Genomic DNA, 17,301 nt, shown 5'->3' on the forward strand with positions numbered 1-17,301 from the left:
TACCTGTTTATCTATCTTAAAAAATAATTTTTCTAAATCTGACATGGTTCCTCCTGTATATTATTTTTTAAACAAGTCAAATAAATATCCTTGTTTTAACATTTCTAAATTAAAAATATTATCTATATGTCCAAAAGCTTCATATAGAGGATAACGCGCTGTATGCCAGCCTTGTCCGTCAGTTACCCATGAAAAGCTTACATCATCTTTAGCTGTTTGAATCAATTTACTTAGTTCCGTAAATTCCCCCGAGACGGATTTCAGTTTACTTCCACCTCCACCATAGTAGTTAGTTTCAATAAGCCATACTTTATTTTTTTCTTTTGAAAATACTGCAATATCAAAACGACGTTCCGATTTATCTACGGGTACTTCAATTCCCCAAGAGCTTCTTATATAATTTGCTGTTGCTTGAGCCTTATAAACTAGATTTTGTTCAATACAAATTTTTTCTACATTACGCTCCAATATATTCTCCATTGTCGTACCACTACGATTTTTTCTCGCATTACTATCTAAACCAGCTTCTACACCATAAACATAATCAACTAATGAACGATTCGCATCTTTTTGTAAAAATTCTAAAAGACCTGCATCTTTCATGAAATCTACATACTTTTCTAATTGACTATTATCAATATTTTTGAAATCTAGTTGATAAAAGTTCATAATATCATCTACGTCAAAGAATAATATATCTAAAACTTTTTCTCTGCTGGCTATTAAACTAGGAATAGCTTTCAAAAGCTGTGGTTGTTTCTGAAACAATTCTAAAGCCTCATTATAAATATCTCCTTTTCCTATTAAATAATTTAAAGTATGCAACTCTAATTCAAATACTTTTGTTTCTCTTCTTACTTTATCCCAATTCACATAATACTCTGGTGTTCTATTAGTAACTGATAATGTAGAAAAGAAATAATCTAATTTATCATCAACTTGACTAGCTAAATATTCACTAAACCTCATCTATACATGTCTCCTCTACTGGCAATCCTAACGCACTTAATGGTATGTAGTTGAAATAATATCCACAACCTACTGAAATAATATAATCTAATACATCCTTATATTTTTGTTGTGAAAACCAGTCTTTTTCTAATAAATAATAGTATTTAACTTCTTTATTTAACGGAGAAAATAGCTTCCTATATTGTTTTAATTTAAAATCACAGGTTTGTAATTTTTCATCTACACTACCACTTCCACTTTGGGTTTTCTTCTCTATTATAAATACTGTATTTTTTTCTATCACAAAAATTGCATCATCTGGTAATAATTTACTAGATATTATTTTTGTATAATCGTAACCATCTATTTCATCAAAATATCTATATAAACCTTCTTTCCTAAAAATTCTAGCTATTTCTTCTTGTTTATATAACACTATCCATCTTGCAGTTTTTTCTTCGGAGCGCAACTTTTTCCCTTTAATAACTTTTCCATTCTTTCTAGAAGTATTAAAATCGCAATTTCTCACTTCATAATTCTTTAATTTAGAAATAATTTCTTTTAAATCTGTCTGCAGCTCAAATTCCAAACCAGTCTTCGTATTTACTCCACCTATTCCATCTTTAATCATTTTACTGCCTCCAATCTTCTTTTAGCAATATCTAGATATTCTTCTTTAAAATCTATTCCTACAAATTTACGTCCTAATCTTTTAGCTACAACTCCTGTAGTACCACTCCCTACAAAAGGATCTAAAACGTAATCCCCTTTTTCCGTACTAGCTAAAATAATTCTTTCCAATAAGTACTCCGGCTTTTGAGTAGGGTGCTTCCCAGCCCATTTTTCACTAATTTTTGTCAAAGGCCCTGTCCAAACATCTTTCATTTGCTTTCCATTATTTATTTTTCTCATCAAATCATAATTATAGTAGTGTCTAGAGCTTTTATCAGCCTTCCTTGCCCATATTATAGTCTCTGTAGAATGCGTAAAATATCTGCAGGATAAATTTGGTGCTGGATTAGTCTTTTGCCATGTTATATTATTTAAAATTTTAAATCCTTCTTGTTCTAGAGCCATACCCACCGAGTAAATATTGTGTAACGTCCCTGAAATCCAAATTGTTCCATTTGGTTTTAAAACTCTTTTAGCTTTTCTTATCCATTCTCTATTAAAGTTGTGCTTTTCTTCAAAAGATGAGATTTTATCCCAATCACCTTTATTAACAGAAACTACTTTACCTCCAGAATTAGAAAATCCATCATTACTTAAAAAATATGGTGGATCAGCAAAAATCATATCGATACTTTCACTTTTTATTTTTTCGATAACCTCAAACGTATCACCTAAAGCAAGTGTACAGTTATCTTTTTTATAAAATATATCCATAACTCTTCCTCCCTTAATAATTTGTAATTATAACTTCTTTTACTACTCCCCTACTACTTGATTTCCCTCCATTAGTCCTAGTTACATCTACATAATGTATATTAAATTCTCTATACAATTCTATCGTTAACTCACTAGAAGAATTTGATACCATAACCTTCACACTTTTTTCTGTTAGTCTTTTTACAGTATCACGCAAACGTACTTGATCCTCATAAGAGAACCCTTCATGAGTATACGAAGTAAATGAACTAGTTTCATTTAAAGGAATATAAGGTGGATCAAAATAAACAAAATCTCCTTCTTTTACTGTATTTAAACTTTCTTCAAAATCTCCGTTCATAATGTTTATTTCATTTGAATTTAAATAATCACTAATACTATTAATTAATTCTTCATCTACAATCTTAGGATTAGAATAATTTCCATAAGGAACATTAAATTGATTTTTAGAATTCACTCTATATAATCCATTAAAATTAACTCTTAACATATACATTATACGAGCTGCGCGCTCAATATCTGATAACATACTAAAAGTATCTAATCTATCTAATCCTCTTATCTCTAGATAATACTCTTTACTATTTCTTTCTTTATGCTCCCTTAGAATCTCAATTAATTCCTTAGGATTATTTTTTATTTGAATATAACAATTAATTAACTCCTCATTAAAATCATTAATAGTCGCATTTCTAGGAGATAATTCAAAAAATAGTGCCCCTCCTCCTATAAAGGGTTCGTAATAATTATTATAATCTACCGGTAATAACTCTTTTAGTTTAGGAAGTAACTTTCGTTTCCCTCCTGTCCATTTTGTAAATGGTTGTAATTTTTCTAATTTATCATTCATAATTTAATTATATCACATCTTCCTATTTTATATAAATCAACAATTTAAGTTCTAATATTTTACTATTATAACCTAATATTACAAAAGAGTGAACATTTTGTAATTAAAACCTTCATAATTTTTATAAAGCTTCATCTCTAACAAAATTCTCGTGTGATTTTTTACAATCTCGCACGGAATTTTACACCTACATATTTTCTCCATAAACCGAAAATAAACGAAAAAGATTTACATAATTAAACATTTTGCCTTTAATTATATAAATCTTATTTTTAAACTTTCTAAAAGTAAGCTAAACTATCAAACTACTGTTTCAACATCCTTACTCAAATACCTTTATAAATCTTTTTTGAACTTTATCACATGTATAACCGATATGTTCATAAAATTTATGTGCTTCTTCACGTTTCAAAGCAGAATTTAACCTAATAAAGCTAATATTATTGTCTACGGCATAATCTTCTAACTTATTCATAAGTTTTCTACCTATTCCCCTACCTTGAAAATCAGGATTAACGGCGAGTCCTAGAATATTTAATCCTAGATCACTATAAAAACTTTCATACATTTGGGCATGAACAAAACCGATAATCTTCCTTGTATTTTCATCTTCATAACCGATAATAATATGTTGTTTCTTGTCATTAGTTAATTTTTCTATTTGTTTTTTTACATTTTCAACATCTACATCATAGCCTAATGATACTTTACAAATTTCTGCTACTTCTTGTGCATCTTCTATATTTATTCCCCTAAACATATACTCACCTTCTAATTTCATCAAATATTTAATGTGCAACTTAAATTATTCTATTTTATCTGCTAAAAACATTGATATATCAAACTTTTAACTTTTTCACAGCTAGATTTTTACTTTAACGTGCAACTTACTGCAACTTAAATCATTCTAATTCATCATCTAAAAACATTGATATATCAAGATCTTGATTTTTTTACAGCTACTTTTTTACTTCAAAGTGCAACTTACTGCAACTTAAATTATTCTATTTTATCAGCTAAAAACATTGATATATCAGGCTTTTTACTTTTCACAGCTGCATTTTTACTTTAACCTGCAACTTACTGCAACTTAAATTATTCTATTTTATCTGCTAAAAACATTGATACATCAAACTTTTCACTTTTTTACAGCTGGATTTTTACTTTAATCTGCAACTTACTGCAACTTAAATTCTAATCTACTTCGCAACTTCTATTAAAGCTTGTTTTACTAAATCGAATTCTCTTGTGCGAAGTGTTCTCATATCAAGTATTAATTCGTTGTCTTTAATGCGTGTAATAATTGGTATTTCTACTTCTAAAAGACGACGTTCTAGTTCTGTTGCACTCAGCCTTGGATGTTCTAATTTCACCACAACACTTTCTAAGTAACTTGCTGGATAGCTTCCTCCACCGACTTCTGCCTTATCTTCAGCTATTTTAATCTTGAAGTCTAAGTCACTAAGTCTTGTTTTTAGAACGTCCGCTTTACCAAATAAGCGTTCTTTTGATAATGAAATCATATGTAACGTTGGAATGTGTTCTAACGCTTCTTTCTCATCTAAGTATAGTTTTAATGTAGCTTCTAATGCTGCTAAAGTCATCTTATCTACACGTAACGTACGAGTAAGCTGATTCTTTTTCATTTTTTCTATATATTCTTTTTTACCAACGATAATACCTGCTTGTGGTCCTCCCAAAAGTTTATCACCGCTGAAAGTTACTATATCAATACCACTATCAAGAACTTCTTTTACAGTTGGCTCGTATGGTAATCCATATTTAGAAAAGTCTACGAACTGCCCGCTTCCTAAGTCGTTTATAGATACTAGTTCATTCTCACGAGCAAGGTAAGATATCTCTTCATTAGACACTTCTTTAGTAAATCCTACAATCTTATAATTACTAGTATGAACTTTTAACAACGCTCCTGTATTATCATTAATCGCGTTCTCATAGTCTTTTAAGTGTGTTTTATTTGTAGTCCCGACTTCAATAGGTGTTCCGCCGCTTAGTTTTATAATCTCAGGAATTCTAAACGCTCCACCTATTTCTACCAATTCTCCTCGAGAAACTACTATTTCTTTATCTTTAACAAGTGTGTTTAACGTTAACAGTACAGCCGCAGCGTTATTATTAACTACAAGTACATCTTCTGCACCGGTTAATTTTTTGATGATATCAATAAGATGGACATAACGGCTACCACGTTTTTTATTATCAATATCAAACTCAAGATTAGAATAGTTAAATGCTACACTCTCAATGTTTTCTTTAATCTTCTGGCTTAGTAAACTACGCCCCAAATTCGTATGTAATATTGTTCCAGTTGCATTAATAACTCTGCGCAAAGAATTTCTATCTTCTTTTTTTACTATTTGTGTAACTTCTGCTACTATTTTCTCTAAACTTGGAACTTCGAATAACTCTTCATTTAGTATTTCTTGTTTAATTCTATCAATATAGTCTTTTATCGCTGATTTCACCGCAACTTCTGCGTATTCATTTATCAGTTCTTTTACTTCATCTAATAATAAAATCTTATTTATTGCGGGAATTTGTGATAACAATTGTTTTGACATAATAATTCTCCTAAATTTCTTTTGCTAATGTTTTTATAGCATTAATCGCATAGTCTACTTCTTCTTCTGTATTCATACTAGAAAAAGAAAATCTTACTATACCTTGTTGTTTCGTTCCCAGTACCTCGTGCATCAGTGGGGCACAGTGTGCTCCAGGTCTAACTGCAATATCATATTCTTCAGCAAGAACATCTGCAACATCTGAAGCTGAAATACCTTTGAAATTTAACGAAACTACCGCTGTACGTTCTTTTGTAAAATCTCCATAAAACTCTAAACAGTCTAAATCTTTTAATTCGTTATAGAATTTGTTCGCAAAATTCATCTGTTTTTTATAAAGATTTTCTATCCCCTGTTTATTTATATATTTTATCCCCTCATGTAAACCTAAAATTCCCGCAGTGTTAAGCGTACCCGCTTCTAAGCGCAGTGGATATTCTCCTGGATGTTTCTCATCGAAAGTTCTAACTCCACTCCCACCGACTTTAAATCTCTTGATTTCAGGTTCTTTAAGCCTTACACATAGTCCCCCAATTCCTTGTGGCCCATATAAACTTTTATGACCAGTAAAACATAACACGTCTATGCCCAATTCATCTATATTAATAGGTACTACTCCTGCTGTTTGCGAAGCATCCACAACTGAAATAATATTGTGTTTTTTACAGATAGTAGCCACTTTTTCCAAATCTACTATATTCCCTGTAACATTTGAACCATGTGTGATAGCAATCATTTTTGTATTTGGTTTGATGGCTTTTTCTAACTCCTCATAGTCGATTAAACCTGTTTTCCCGGCTCGAACAACCGTATAGTCACATCCAATTGTTTCATGAGCTAAATAAACTGGTCTTAATACTGAATTATGTTCCATTGAAGTCGTAATTACGTGATCTTCTTTTTCCAATAATCCTAATATTGCAATATTTAGACTCTCTGTAGAATTACTTGTAAATACTACTCTATCTTCATCTTTCATACCAAAAAATTTTGCTATATCATTTCTTGCTTCAAACACTTCACGAAAAGCGTTATTCGCTTCATAATAACTACCTCTTGATGCATTTGCATATTTCGCCGATGATAGTACTTCATAGACTTTGTCCGCTACTTCTTTAGGTTTTTTTAGTGATGTTGCACCATAGTCAAAATAATAACTCATATCCCTTACCTTATCTAAGTCAAATCTGTACGATGACTTAACTCCCTTCATAATTATTTTTTCGCTAATACTCGATAATTTTCTACACGTCGAGTAATACCTAGTTTATCTAAATATTCTAAAATAGCCATTGAATATTTTCTGCTAGAACCAGACATATCTCTAAATTCAGCTAAGCCCATTTGATCATTTGTTTTAAAGTGTTCTTCTACTTTTTGAATAGCTTCTTTTAATATATTTGCATGTAATACTAAATCAGCATCTAGTCTGACTATTGTATTGTCGATTAGGGATTCTAGTATTTCAACTTTTGGTTTTTCTCCGTTTGTTAAATCTTTAATAGTCGGTGGTGTGAATCCTCCTTCTAATAAAGCCTTCTCTATTCTTTCTTTTTCAACTAATTGTTTCTTATCGTAATTAACTACGAAATCTTTTTCAGCTACTAAATTACCTTCTAATCGAATTTCGTTATTTTCTATAAATAAATCGAGTAACTCTAATGTTTCTTTTTGAGAAAGTTTAAACTTAGAAAGTACTTCAATCTTAGGAATACCAACTTTTAATTTAAATCTATTGTGATATTCTACTAATAATTTTTTCAGTTTTTCTAATACTTCTTCATATTTTTTCTTATGAATATAACCTAACTTAGTCTCATAAACTGTTGCTGTTTCTACTAGTTGTGCTATTGATTCCACTATCTCTTCTTCTGGAAGTTGTAAATCTTTTACAATACTATCTTTAGAAACTAAATAGTTATTGTGAGATAGTAGGTAGTTAGCTATTAAATCTGTCGAGTTCCCTTCAAGCTGCACTTTTAGTTTTTCAAGAATTTCTTCATTAAATCTTCTATGTTTATTAGGACTAGCATCTAAAATTACTCCCCCACCTATTGTGATCATCGGTGAATAAGTACGAATGATGAACTTGTCATAATTTTTAACCGCTATTTCATCTTCTAATCTAAGTTGTGCAAAACTACTCTCTCCAGCTTTTAATAAATCTGTTCCAAGTGGTACTACCCTAGCCATAACTTCTTCAGTACCTATATATACACGCACTCTATCCCACAATTCAAGATTAGCTCTTTCATCGTTTATTAATTTAATTTCACTATCTAGCATATATGTATTTGTTAAAGAGTCTGCTGTTGCTAGAGTATCTCCACGTTTTACATCATCAAATTTTATATTCGCTAAGTTTATCGCTGTTCTTTGTCCTGCGTAGGCCTTATCTACATCTTTTGCATGAACTTGAATATTTCTAACTTTTGTTTTAATTCCTTTTGGATAAATAACTAGCTCATCTCCTACATTTACTACACCTTCTGTAAGCGTTCCTGTAACAACTGTTCCAAATCCTTTTACCTGGAATGAACGGTCGATATTCAGTCTAGCATTTTTCTCTACATTTTTTGCTTCGATATCTTCTGTTTTCTTATCAATTGTTTCTAACAGATTGTCTAAACCTTTTTTACTAATTGAGTCTACTTCTATAATAGGAGAGTTCTCAAGAACTGTTCCAGCGATAAATTCTCGTATATCTTCTTTTACTAGTTCACGATACTCTTCTTCAATTAAGTCTATCTTCGTCATTACGATAATGTAATTCTCAATTCCTAGTAACGTTAATATATCAATATGCTCTTTCGTCTGAGGCATTATACCTTCTCTTGAGTCAACTAGTAATAATACTAAGTTTATTCCACTAACTCCAGCTAACATATTTTTAATAAATTTTTCATGCCCTGGAACATCAACTACACCACATCTTTTTCCACTTGGTAAGTCAAAATAAGCAAATCCAAGATTTATCGACATTCCTCTGTCTTTTTCTTCTTGAGTAGTATCAGTTTCAATCCCACTTAGAGCTTTTATCAAAGTTGTCTTTCCGTGATCTATATGCCCGGCAGTACCAATAATTACATTGTTGTTCATTCAATTCACCTTTACATATTATATTAAGAATAGAGATTACGCGAGAGAATTTTTCTAAATAGATTTTCATCGTTCTCCATAATAACCTCTACTCAAAATTTTATTTTAATTTATAGTCTTTTAATTCTGTTATAATTCTTTTGATTCCAGCTTTTCTAGAATAATACAAACCACGATATTCGATTTTCTCATTCTCTAACATTCTTACAACATTATCAAAATTATCCCAAGCTGTTTTTAACATAAACCCACAACCAACCCCTATAGATGGATGTGTTGGAATAAGTGACGCTCCCATTTCTCTTTCTAGACAAATGTTATCAGCTTTTATTGAGTCGTGTGTACTATTAAAAACTACTAATCCTTCTTCTACCATGCTTCCTCCTACGGTTGAATTACTTTATTAGCTTTTCTCATATCTTCAACAATGAAGTACATGTTTGTTGGATTTCCAACTGCTAAATCAATATTGTGGTAATCGATACATGCTCCACAGCAAACTATCTCTACTCCATTATCTTCTAGTGTTTTTAGCTCTTCTAGTACGTGGCTTCGAGTTTTATCTACTAAAATCCCACCATTATTGTAGAAAATAATTTTTTTAGGTAACACCTCTTGTTCACCTAAGGCATAAAGATATGCTTTTATTAATCTTTTCCCTAGTTCTTCACTACCATGTCCCATTTGATCTTTGTTAATTACTACTATATAACTATCATCTTTAACAACTGGTAAAGCCTCTAATTGTGGAACTGCTTCTCTTGTAATTTCAACTTTGAAGCCACCTTCAATATCAGAAACTTTGAACTCATAACTATTTTTATCAGCAAACTTTCTAAGACTTTCTACACTGTCTTCAGTTTTTACTAATAAAGTTACTTTTGTATCTTCTTCTAGTGCACGTGTTGCTTGAGTTACAGGAACTACGCATTTATCGCATAATGTATCCACAACTACACCATCGCTCGCTTCTCCCTTAGAAATAGTAACGATATATTTATCTTTTGCTTCTTCTTTCACTGAGAAATTGAATCCTAATTGTGTAGCCATTTTTTCTAAGTTTTGAGTAGCTATAACATTGTCTACTATTGTTTCTACTACGTCATTTTCCACCAATAATTTTTTTGTTTGAATAACTGGCAGTGGACAGGCCAAACCTTGTGCATCTAAAATTTCTTTTTTCATACTTATGTTCTCCTATTATCTTTTTATTATTTAACAATAACTGCTTTTTCTTGTTTTTCTATAACTTTTCCAACTATAGCACTCTTAATTTCAAGAGTGTTTAGCTTTTCTAACAATTCGTACGCTTCACTTTCTGGTAAACTTATTAAAAGGCCTCCTGATGTTTGTGGATCATACATTATTTCTTCTAACGCAAAATCTTTAATTTGGTATTCTACATTTGGTTCAACGAATGTTCTATTAAGTTGACCTCCTGCAGTAATTACAAACTCATTTGCACATTTATACGCTTCTTCGATATATGGAATATCTTTCGAATATACTTCTGCTGAATATTTTCCATCCAACATTTCTACAAGGTGTCCTAAAAAACCGAATCCTGTAATATCTGTACAACTATTAACATTAAAATCTTTCATCATTTGAGCTGAATATTTATTAAGTGTAGTCATTTGTTTAACACTTTGCGCAAATGCTTCTTCTGAACATTCTTTTACCATGTGAGCTGTATTAATAATACTCACTCCTAAAGGTTTTGTTACAATTAATAAATCCCCTACTTTACAATTGTTATTTTGTAATATTTTATCCGGATGAACGATTCCTGTTACTGATAATCCGTATTTTGGTGTTGCGTCATGAATAGAGTGCCCTCCTGCAAGAACTCCTCCTGCTTCGTGAACTTTTTCCGCTCCACCTTTTAGTATTTGATGTAAAATTTCTAAATCCATATTTTCAGGAAAAGCTACTATATTCAACGCCGAAATAACTTCTCCTCCCATCGCATATACATCGCTAAGTGCATTAGTCGCTGCGATTTGTCCATATAAATACGGATCATTTATCATAGTTGTAAAGAAATCTAATGTTTGAATAATCGCCTTATCTTCGGAAATTTTATAAACTGCTGCATCGTCTGAAGATTCATATCCAACTATTAAATTTTTATCCTCTTTTTTAGGAAGGTCTTTTAGTATATCTGATAAGGCTCCCGGCCCTATTTTCGAGTTTCAACCTCCACAAACTATCATATTCATTTTCTTTTCCGACATATTTACCTCCTTATACTATTACTTATCTATAATTATACTACTTCACAACACATTTTAAAAGTATTATTTGTTTTTTTAATATAAAATAGATAACTAATATTATAAAATTTCAATAAAAAATCTAAGCAACAAAATGCTACCTAGATTTCTAGAGTGATTTTCCCCCATGCCCCGAACTTGACAAAGAGCAAAAAACAGCTAACTAAGACTACTTAATTAGCTGTTTTTAAAACTTTCTATATATTATTTTTTAATATAAGAGTTACCATCTAAGAATACGCCTGGAGTTGGAGTAGATCCGTTGTACGCTCCTGTATTGTCTTGGTGTTGAACTAGTGTTACTAAACCATTTGAAATCTTAACACCTACACCTACTAATGATGATGTAGACGATAAAAGAGTATTTCTGTGACCGTATGGGTGTGCAGTTGTAACATTACGTTGCTCTGAAAATAGTTCAAGTAACAATTGATAAGCGATTTGATCAGCTGTGCCACTTTGTCCTACTTGAACAACATTATAAAGAATACTATTAGCTCCAGGGAATCCTGCACTAGCTGCTGCTGCTTTTTCTAAAGCTCCACCAACTCCATGAACTGCTGCATGTACTCCGCCATTATTTGCTACATAAGCAGCACGAGCTGCTGTAGCTGCATTTAATGCAGTATTTTGAGCTAATGGTTTAAGATTATTTTTAACACGTAGTTGATTTAATTGTGCTATAAAAGATTGTTTAATTTGTTCTTCAAAAGATGAAGCAACCGTTGCTTGAGTAGTTTGCTTAGGAAGCTCTACTTTTGTTTCTTTTGGTTGAGTTGTCACTGTTTTTGGAGCGTTTGTCATGATTGTTTTCGGCTCTGTAGTAGCAGTTGTTAAATTAGTTAATAATCCCGCTGGCTTATCAGATGGTTTTACATTATCTGCTGTTTTTGGTTTTTCAAGTTCAGCTGGAGTTGCAACTGGCACTGGATCAGCTACTGTAGGTGCAGGTTTTTTAGTCAAATCTGTTATGCTCGGTACGTTTGTTGGTGTTTGCGTTTTTTCTTCTTTTACTTTGTTTTTAAGATCATTGTTAGCTTTTTGTTGAGCTTTAACTTCATCTGTTGCTACTTCATAGCGAACATTAATTTTAAATGTATGTCCACCTACTTCGCTTACTGTAGTGAATGATTCTTTTTTAACCCCTGTGTGTGGTAATTTTCTTGTTGGAGTTTGTGCAGTCATGTCTAATTCAACTACAACTTCTTCTCCTGCTTTAAGAATATCTCTTTTAATTAAGAATTCAGCTTTATTTTCAGTTGTGATACGCGCTACAACGTTAGCAACTTCTTTATCCGCTACTAGCTTAGCATAAAATTTACCATCTTTTTCAAACACACTTGCTTTCACATTTGCAACATTGACATCTACCGCAGCCGGTTTAACATCAACTGCCTTAGTAGGAACTGCTGTTATTCCTGAAAATAAAACTAATCCCGTTAGTACTTTACTAGTTAATTTTAAGCTCTTCTTTTTCATTATATCTCGTCTCCTCATTATTATTCTTTTAATAATTGCTTCCCCTATATTATAATCTATTCCTATATTCACAATCAATAGATTTTAAATTTTGTAATACAAACTTCATCTTGTAATAATTTAGAAATATTATAAATTTTATTATTCGCATTTTTTATTAACTTTTCTGGCATTTATGATTTTAATTATCTTATTTTTCTTACTTACTTAAAGTTGGGGGTTAAAATTATTTACATTAATAATCATTTATAAATATTATTAAATTAACATTTCTTTATAAATAATATTTTAAAACTTCAAAACTAAATTTAAAGTATATTTAAAGTTCAACAATTATAATTATAACATAACTAGTAAATAGTTATAAACTTCATAAACTTTCCTTTTCTATAAGAGACCGAGACAAATGTGCTCGGTTTTTTCTTTATAAAAAGAAGAATAGAACCTGACTTTACAACAGCTTCCATTCTTCTTTTTCATTTTCCTTCTATAACCCATTATTCCCTTAAAATTATGCGTAATTATCTCCCGATTAAACTATCAATTATGTATATACTTATTTTATTTAAAATTCTTTCTGTTATCATTTCAAATTAAACTTTTCACATGATATAATATTAGTAAATTATCAAGAAAGGAGCAGCATATGGAAAATAACTTACTTTGTTTCAAACGAACTTCAAACCTTACTGCTCTATCATTACCAAAAACTTATAGAGAAGGTTTCTATACTAAGCAAGGTGTCTGGACGAAACTAATAATTGTTAAAGGAAAAATGAAATTCAGTTTCCTTGACGAAGATAACGATCCAATTAAACAGTTTAGTTTTAACAAGAAAAGTGATATTGAACTTATTGAACCTCAGAGTATTTTTAGAATCCATCCTAATTCTACAGACTTACAGTTCCATTTAGAATTTTACTGTACACCTCAAGACTACTTTTTTAACAAGTACGATTTAAGTCCTGCTCATAAAGAAATTGTCGAGGCTACGGATTACGTAAGTCCATGTAAAGCATTAGACTTAGGAGCTGGTCAAGGAAAAAATTCTTTATACCTTGCTTCTCTCGATTTCAATATAACAGCGGTTGATATTAATGCAAAATTTTTACAAGATCTCGCTGATATATCCATCCAAGAGAAACTAAATCTAAACGTATTTAAACATGATATTGTCGAAGCTAATATTAAAGACACCTATGACTTTATATTCTCTACCGATGTGTTTATGTATTTAAATCCAACAAGAATTTATAGTATCATCAGCAATATGAAAAAGCAAACTAATAAAGGCGGCTATAATCTTATTGTAAGTGCATTGAACGCTACAAAACATGGTTTCCCTCTTACTCCATTTCCCTTTACCTTTATCGAAGGAGAACTTAGAGAATACTATGAGGATTGGAAAATTATTAAATATGAAGAAAATATTACTACTTCCCCTTATCCATATGCCGTTATATTAGCTCAAAAAATATAACTGAAAATGTCCCCGCAAAGAAATACTTTGCGGGGAATTTTATTATTCAATATTTTCTCTAATATCTTTTTGATACCAAACTACATCATACCAACGGTTAAATTTATAACCTACTTTTTCGAAGTGAGCTACCTTTCTAAATCCTCTCTTCTCATGGAATGATACACTACCTTCATCCGGATATGCTATACATGATGTTAGTCTGCATATTCCTCTATCATAAAGTTGTTTTTCAAGTTCATTATATAACTTCTCTCCTATACCTTTCCCACGAGCTTTTTCATCTAGATAAATCGTAATTTCAGCAGTCCACTTATATGCAGCTTTTGGATAAAACTCACTAGCATATGCGTATCCTAATAAATCGTCTCCTTCTACCGCTACTAAAAATGGATAACTTTGGATGGATTTTGAGATTTTTTCTTCGAATTCGTGTACACTTGGTACAGTGTAATCAAAAGTAATAGCCGTATATTCAACATATGGTCTATAAATATTTACTAAATTTTCGGCATCTTGTAATTCGACCGTTCTAACATTTAACATTATCTATCTCCTTAAATACTTTCTTTTACAAAGTCAATAATAGTTTTCGCTACTTCTTCTTGTTGCGCTCCGATAAATTCATGTCCTGCTCCTAGAATTTCTTTTAATTTAGCATCTTTAAAAGTTTCTATAGCACGTCGTGAATAACTTATCGGTGCAATATTGTCGCTAGTTCCGTGGATAATAAGAACTTTTCCATTATAATTCTTCATATCATTATAAATATCATAGTCTATTGATTTTTCAAAATAAGCTTTTCCTACTTCATTTCCTCTATGATTATAAACTTCTGGGATATCTAATACTGACTTGAATAATTCTCGCGCATCATCAAATAATACAAACACTGGGAATACCAATATTAATCCTTTGATTTCATTTTTAAGTTTAGCACCTTCAATAGTCGACACAACTCCATCTTGACTTTGACCTAATAAGAAAATGTTATTTTTATCTACAAAGTTTTGATTTTTTAATGTGTTTACTACTACGTCGAGATCATCAACTTCTGTAAATACTGACATTTTTAGAGTATCATTCCCGCTTCTGCTATTTTTATTTCCACCCATGAAATCAAATGAGTAAACCACATATCCTACTTTGGCTAAACTCTGAGCATAATAATCTCCACGCTCTGCATTTCCTCCGAAACCGTGAGAAGCAATTATTGTTGGTAGCTTTTGTTCCTTATAATTTTTTGGTGCTGTTATGTATCCGTATATTTTCTTTCCTTGGCCTTCGGCATATAGTTCTTCTTTAACTATATTACTCGTATCAATATTTGAAGTATTTACTGACGAGTTTTCAACAAGACTATTTCCTCTATCTTGTTGATTATTTTTAGGAGAAAAATGTGATTTTACTCCTAAAGTTACTACTGCAATAGCAATTAATGCTGCTATTCCTATTACTATTTTTTAAAAATTCATTTATCCTTCTTTCTTATATCTAATTTAATATTAGTACATATCTTATTTTACCCTATTAAAGATTATCTTTCTTGATTTTATCTAATAAAGCTGTACATCCTTTACTTACATCACTAAATGTTGTTTTGAAATCTCCTGTATACCACGGATCGTCAATAATTCTATCTTCTCCTGCGTATTCTAATAATTTTTTAACCTCACCAGTTTTTCTTCCTGCGATAAATTTTTTAATGTTTTCTATATTACTATCATCCATTCCTATGATATAGTCTGCTTGTAAGTCACTATCATTAAGGATACGAGAATACATTCCCTCTACTCCAATTCCAACTTTAGCAAGTTCTTTTCTAGTTCCACTGTGAACGGGATTACCGTGTTCCCAACTACTAGTTGCTGCTGAATCAATTTGAATTTTTTCGCTTAATCCTTCTTTTTCTACCATATCTCTAAATATTGCTTCTGCCATAGGTGAACGACAAATATTCCCTAAACATACAAATAATACTTTTACCATTTTTCATTACCTCATTAATATTTATTTTCTATTTTATTATAACATAAAGAGTTAAAATCAACATAATAAAGACACGAGCTCTAAACTCCACTATTGTTTTATTTTTATATTTTACATGGTATAATTAACTTAAAATTATCCATTAGTAAGGAGATTAAAATGACAGAAAACTTAGTATGTTACAAAAGATTACCAAATTGGACTGCCCAAACTCTACCTGAACCATTTAGACATAAACACAATACTAGAAAAGATGTTTGGGCAAAATTAACTATTCTTAAAGGAAAGCTACAGTTTACAGAATTAACTGAAGATAATAAGATTGTGAAGGAGCATATATTTACACCTGAGAGTAGTATTCCGTTCGTGGAACCACAAGCATGGCACCGTGTTACACCTTTATCTGATGATTTAGAATGTTTCTTAGAGTTTTATTGTAAGCCAAAAAATTATTTCGCTAATAAATACAATATTAATCCTACTCATTCTGAAGTGGTAGAAGCCATAAAAACGATTAAGCCTTGTAAAACTTTAGACCTTGGATCTGGTCAGGGACGTAACTCTCTATTCCTTTCTAAACTTGGTTTCGAAGTCACTGCGGTAGATAATAATATTCCTGCTTTAGAATTTTTAATGGAAACGTCTAGAATTGAAAATCTAGATATTAAAATCGGTAGTTACGATATAAATACAGCAGCTCTTAGAAATACCTATGACTTTATTCTTTCAACAGTAGTTTTAATGTTTATCGAAGAACAATCTATTCCTAGTGTAATAAAAAATATGCAAGAACAAACTAACATCGGTGGCTATAATTTAATTGTTGCTGCTATGTCTACAGAAGATGCTCCTTGTCCTCTTCCTTTCCCATTTACTTTTAAAGAAAATGAGCTTAAAGAATATTACAAAGACTGGGAATTTATTAAATATAATGAAGATTTTGGACAACTTCACAAAACAGATGCTAATGGAAATAGATTTAGATTGCGTTTTGCTACAATGTTAGCCAAGAAAATTAAATAATTTCCTTTGTGCAAGCTAGTTTTTTAACACCGTTATCAACGGATGTTATAATTTTAGTTAATCATTAAAACATTTGGGGTGCATTTAAGCTGAGATTATACCCATGGAACCTGACGTTGTTAGTACAACCGTAGGAAAATGTTTATTTAACTATGTTTATTTTTAAGTATATGAAATTTAAAA

Annotated in this window: 17 protein-coding genes and 1 riboswitch; of the genes, 2 read left to right on the forward strand and 15 right to left on the reverse strand. The window is 30.9% G+C overall.

Annotated features, from left to right (window positions below; all coding sequences use genetic code 11):
* Positions 1–60: 60 nt before the first annotated feature.
* From RWS90_RS04240 to RWS90_RS04295, 12 genes are all read right to left on the reverse strand, one after another.
* Positions 61–969, reverse strand: coding sequence for a type II restriction endonuclease (locus tag RWS90_RS04240; RefSeq protein ID WP_314548931.1), 909 nt, complete (start codon positions 967–969; stop codon positions 61–63).
* Entirely contained in the window at positions 959–1,582 is a 624-nt protein-coding gene (locus tag RWS90_RS04245) for a hypothetical protein (RefSeq protein ID WP_314548933.1), read from the reverse strand. Before RWS90_RS04245 ends, RWS90_RS04240 begins: the two co-directional genes overlap by 11 nt.
* Complete coding sequence (locus RWS90_RS04250) at positions 1,579–2,337, reverse strand: site-specific DNA-methyltransferase (RefSeq protein WP_314548934.1); 759 nt, start codon at positions 2,335–2,337, stop codon at positions 1,579–1,581. Before RWS90_RS04250 ends, RWS90_RS04245 begins: the two co-directional genes overlap by 4 nt.
* Positions 2,338–2,350: 13 nt before the next feature.
* A complete protein-coding gene (locus tag RWS90_RS04255; protein WP_314548936.1) occupies positions 2,351–3,190 on the reverse strand; it encodes a Dam family site-specific DNA-(adenine-N6)-methyltransferase in 840 nt (279 codons plus the stop codon).
* A gap of 322 nt (positions 3,191–3,512) precedes the next feature.
* Positions 3,513–3,950, reverse strand: a complete 438-nt coding sequence (locus RWS90_RS04260; protein ID WP_314548937.1) for a GNAT family N-acetyltransferase — start codon at positions 3,948–3,950, stop codon at positions 3,513–3,515.
* Positions 3,951–4,389: 439 nt separating this feature from the next.
* The gene (gene selA, locus RWS90_RS04265; RefSeq protein ID WP_314548940.1) at positions 4,390–5,772 is read right to left on the reverse strand and encodes an L-seryl-tRNA(Sec) selenium transferase; all 1,383 of its coding nucleotides are present in this window, start codon (positions 5,770–5,772) and stop codon (positions 4,390–4,392) included.
* Positions 5,773–5,782: 10 nt separating this feature from the next.
* Positions 5,783–6,985 carry an aminotransferase class V-fold PLP-dependent enzyme gene (locus tag RWS90_RS04270; protein ID WP_314548943.1) on the reverse strand — a complete coding sequence of 401 codons (1,203 nt, stop codon included), beginning with the start codon at positions 6,983–6,985 and terminating at the stop codon, positions 5,783–5,785.
* A 2-nt stretch (positions 6,986–6,987) separates the two neighbouring features.
* On the reverse strand, positions 6,988–8,871 hold the full coding sequence (gene selB / locus RWS90_RS04275) for a selenocysteine-specific translation elongation factor (RefSeq protein ID WP_314548945.1): 1,884 nt from the start codon (positions 8,869–8,871) through the stop codon (positions 6,988–6,990).
* 100 nt (positions 8,872–8,971) lie between these two features.
* Positions 8,972–9,247 (reverse strand): DUF3343 domain-containing protein, encoded by a 276-nt coding sequence (locus RWS90_RS04280; protein ID WP_314548947.1) that lies wholly within the window; start codon positions 9,245–9,247, stop codon positions 8,972–8,974.
* A gap of 8 nt (positions 9,248–9,255) precedes the next feature.
* Positions 9,256–10,056, reverse strand: a complete 801-nt coding sequence (gene yedF / locus RWS90_RS04285) for a sulfurtransferase-like selenium metabolism protein YedF (RefSeq protein WP_314548950.1) — start codon at positions 10,054–10,056, stop codon at positions 9,256–9,258.
* 26 nt (positions 10,057–10,082) lie between these two features.
* A complete protein-coding gene (selD, locus tag RWS90_RS04290) occupies positions 10,083–11,057 on the reverse strand; it encodes a selenide, water dikinase SelD (protein WP_399541519.1) in 975 nt (324 codons plus the stop codon).
* A gap of 294 nt (positions 11,058–11,351) precedes the next feature.
* Positions 11,352–12,626 (reverse strand): CAP domain-containing protein, encoded by a 1,275-nt coding sequence (locus RWS90_RS04295; RefSeq protein WP_314548953.1) that lies wholly within the window; start codon positions 12,624–12,626, stop codon positions 11,352–11,354.
* 646 nt (positions 12,627–13,272) lie between these two features.
* On the opposite strand from RWS90_RS04295, the gene tehB (RWS90_RS04300) reads away from it, so the two are divergent.
* Positions 13,273–14,106: an SAM-dependent methyltransferase TehB gene (tehB, locus tag RWS90_RS04300; RefSeq protein WP_314548955.1), complete on the forward strand. Its 834-nt coding sequence runs from the start codon at positions 13,273–13,275 to the stop codon at positions 14,104–14,106.
* Positions 14,107–14,148: 42 nt separating this feature from the next.
* Here the strand turns inward: tehB (RWS90_RS04300) and RWS90_RS04305 are convergent, their stop codons facing one another.
* The 3 genes from RWS90_RS04305 to RWS90_RS04315 all read right to left on the reverse strand — a co-directional run bounded on the left by RWS90_RS04305 (position 14,149) and on the right by RWS90_RS04315 (position 16,095).
* Positions 14,149–14,652 (reverse strand): GNAT family N-acetyltransferase, encoded by a 504-nt coding sequence (locus tag RWS90_RS04305; protein ID WP_314548957.1) that lies wholly within the window; start codon positions 14,650–14,652, stop codon positions 14,149–14,151.
* Positions 14,653–14,663: 11 nt separating this feature from the next.
* Positions 14,664–15,566, reverse strand: coding sequence for a serine aminopeptidase domain-containing protein (locus RWS90_RS04310; protein ID WP_314548975.1), 903 nt, complete (start codon positions 15,564–15,566; stop codon positions 14,664–14,666).
* A gap of 70 nt (positions 15,567–15,636) precedes the next feature.
* The gene (locus tag RWS90_RS04315; protein ID WP_314548958.1) at positions 15,637–16,095 is read right to left on the reverse strand and encodes a low molecular weight protein-tyrosine-phosphatase; all 459 of its coding nucleotides are present in this window, start codon (positions 16,093–16,095) and stop codon (positions 15,637–15,639) included.
* A 159-nt stretch (positions 16,096–16,254) separates the two neighbouring features.
* Between RWS90_RS04315 and tehB (RWS90_RS04320) the strand changes: the two genes are divergently transcribed.
* Positions 16,255–17,118, forward strand: coding sequence for an SAM-dependent methyltransferase TehB (tehB, locus tag RWS90_RS04320; protein ID WP_314548960.1), 864 nt, complete (start codon positions 16,255–16,257; stop codon positions 17,116–17,118).
* A gap of 64 nt (positions 17,119–17,182) precedes the next feature.
* Positions 17,183–17,272, forward strand: a riboswitch (TPP riboswitch).
* The last annotated feature ends 29 nt before the right edge of the window (positions 17,273–17,301 follow it).

This window comes from uncultured Gemella sp., assembly GCF_963529685.1.
Classification (GTDB): Bacteria; Bacillota; Bacilli; order Staphylococcales; family Gemellaceae; genus Gemella.

Coding starts and splice junctions, on each gene's coding strand:
- RWS90_RS04315 (WP_314548958.1), bottom strand. CDS start 16,095: ATGGTAAAAGTATTATTTGTATGTTTAGGGAATATTTGTCGTTCACCT.
- RWS90_RS04295 (WP_314548953.1), bottom strand. CDS start 12,626: ATGAAAAAGAAGAGCTTAAAATTAACTAGTAAAGTACTAACGGGATTA.
- RWS90_RS04240 (WP_314548931.1), bottom strand. CDS start 969: ATGAGGTTTAGTGAATATTTAGCTAGTCAAGTTGATGATAAATTAGAT.
- RWS90_RS04280 (WP_314548947.1), bottom strand. CDS start 9,247: ATGGTAGAAGAAGGATTAGTAGTTTTTAATAGTACACACGACTCAATA.
- yedF (WP_314548950.1), bottom strand. CDS start 10,056: ATGAAAAAAGAAATTTTAGATGCACAAGGTTTGGCCTGTCCACTGCCA.
- RWS90_RS04260 (WP_314548937.1), bottom strand. CDS start 3,950: ATGTTTAGGGGAATAAATATAGAAGATGCACAAGAAGTAGCAGAAATT.
- RWS90_RS04250 (WP_314548934.1), bottom strand. CDS start 2,337: ATGGATATATTTTATAAAAAAGATAACTGTACACTTGCTTTAGGTGAT.
- selA (WP_314548940.1), bottom strand. CDS start 5,772: ATGTCAAAACAATTGTTATCACAAATTCCCGCAATAAATAAGATTTTA.
- RWS90_RS04255 (WP_314548936.1), bottom strand. CDS start 3,190: ATGAATGATAAATTAGAAAAATTACAACCATTTACAAAATGGACAGGA.
- selB (WP_314548945.1), bottom strand. CDS start 8,871: ATGAACAACAATGTAATTATTGGTACTGCCGGGCATATAGATCACGGA.
- RWS90_RS04245 (WP_314548933.1), bottom strand. CDS start 1,582: ATGATTAAAGATGGAATAGGTGGAGTAAATACGAAGACTGGTTTGGAA.
- tehB (WP_314548955.1), top strand. CDS start 13,273: ATGGAAAATAACTTACTTTGTTTCAAACGAACTTCAAACCTTACTGCT.
- RWS90_RS04305 (WP_314548957.1), bottom strand. CDS start 14,652: ATGTTAAATGTTAGAACGGTCGAATTACAAGATGCCGAAAATTTAGTA.
- tehB (WP_314548960.1), top strand. CDS start 16,255: ATGACAGAAAACTTAGTATGTTACAAAAGATTACCAAATTGGACTGCC.
- RWS90_RS04270 (WP_314548943.1), bottom strand. CDS start 6,985: ATGAAGGGAGTTAAGTCATCGTACAGATTTGACTTAGATAAGGTAAGG.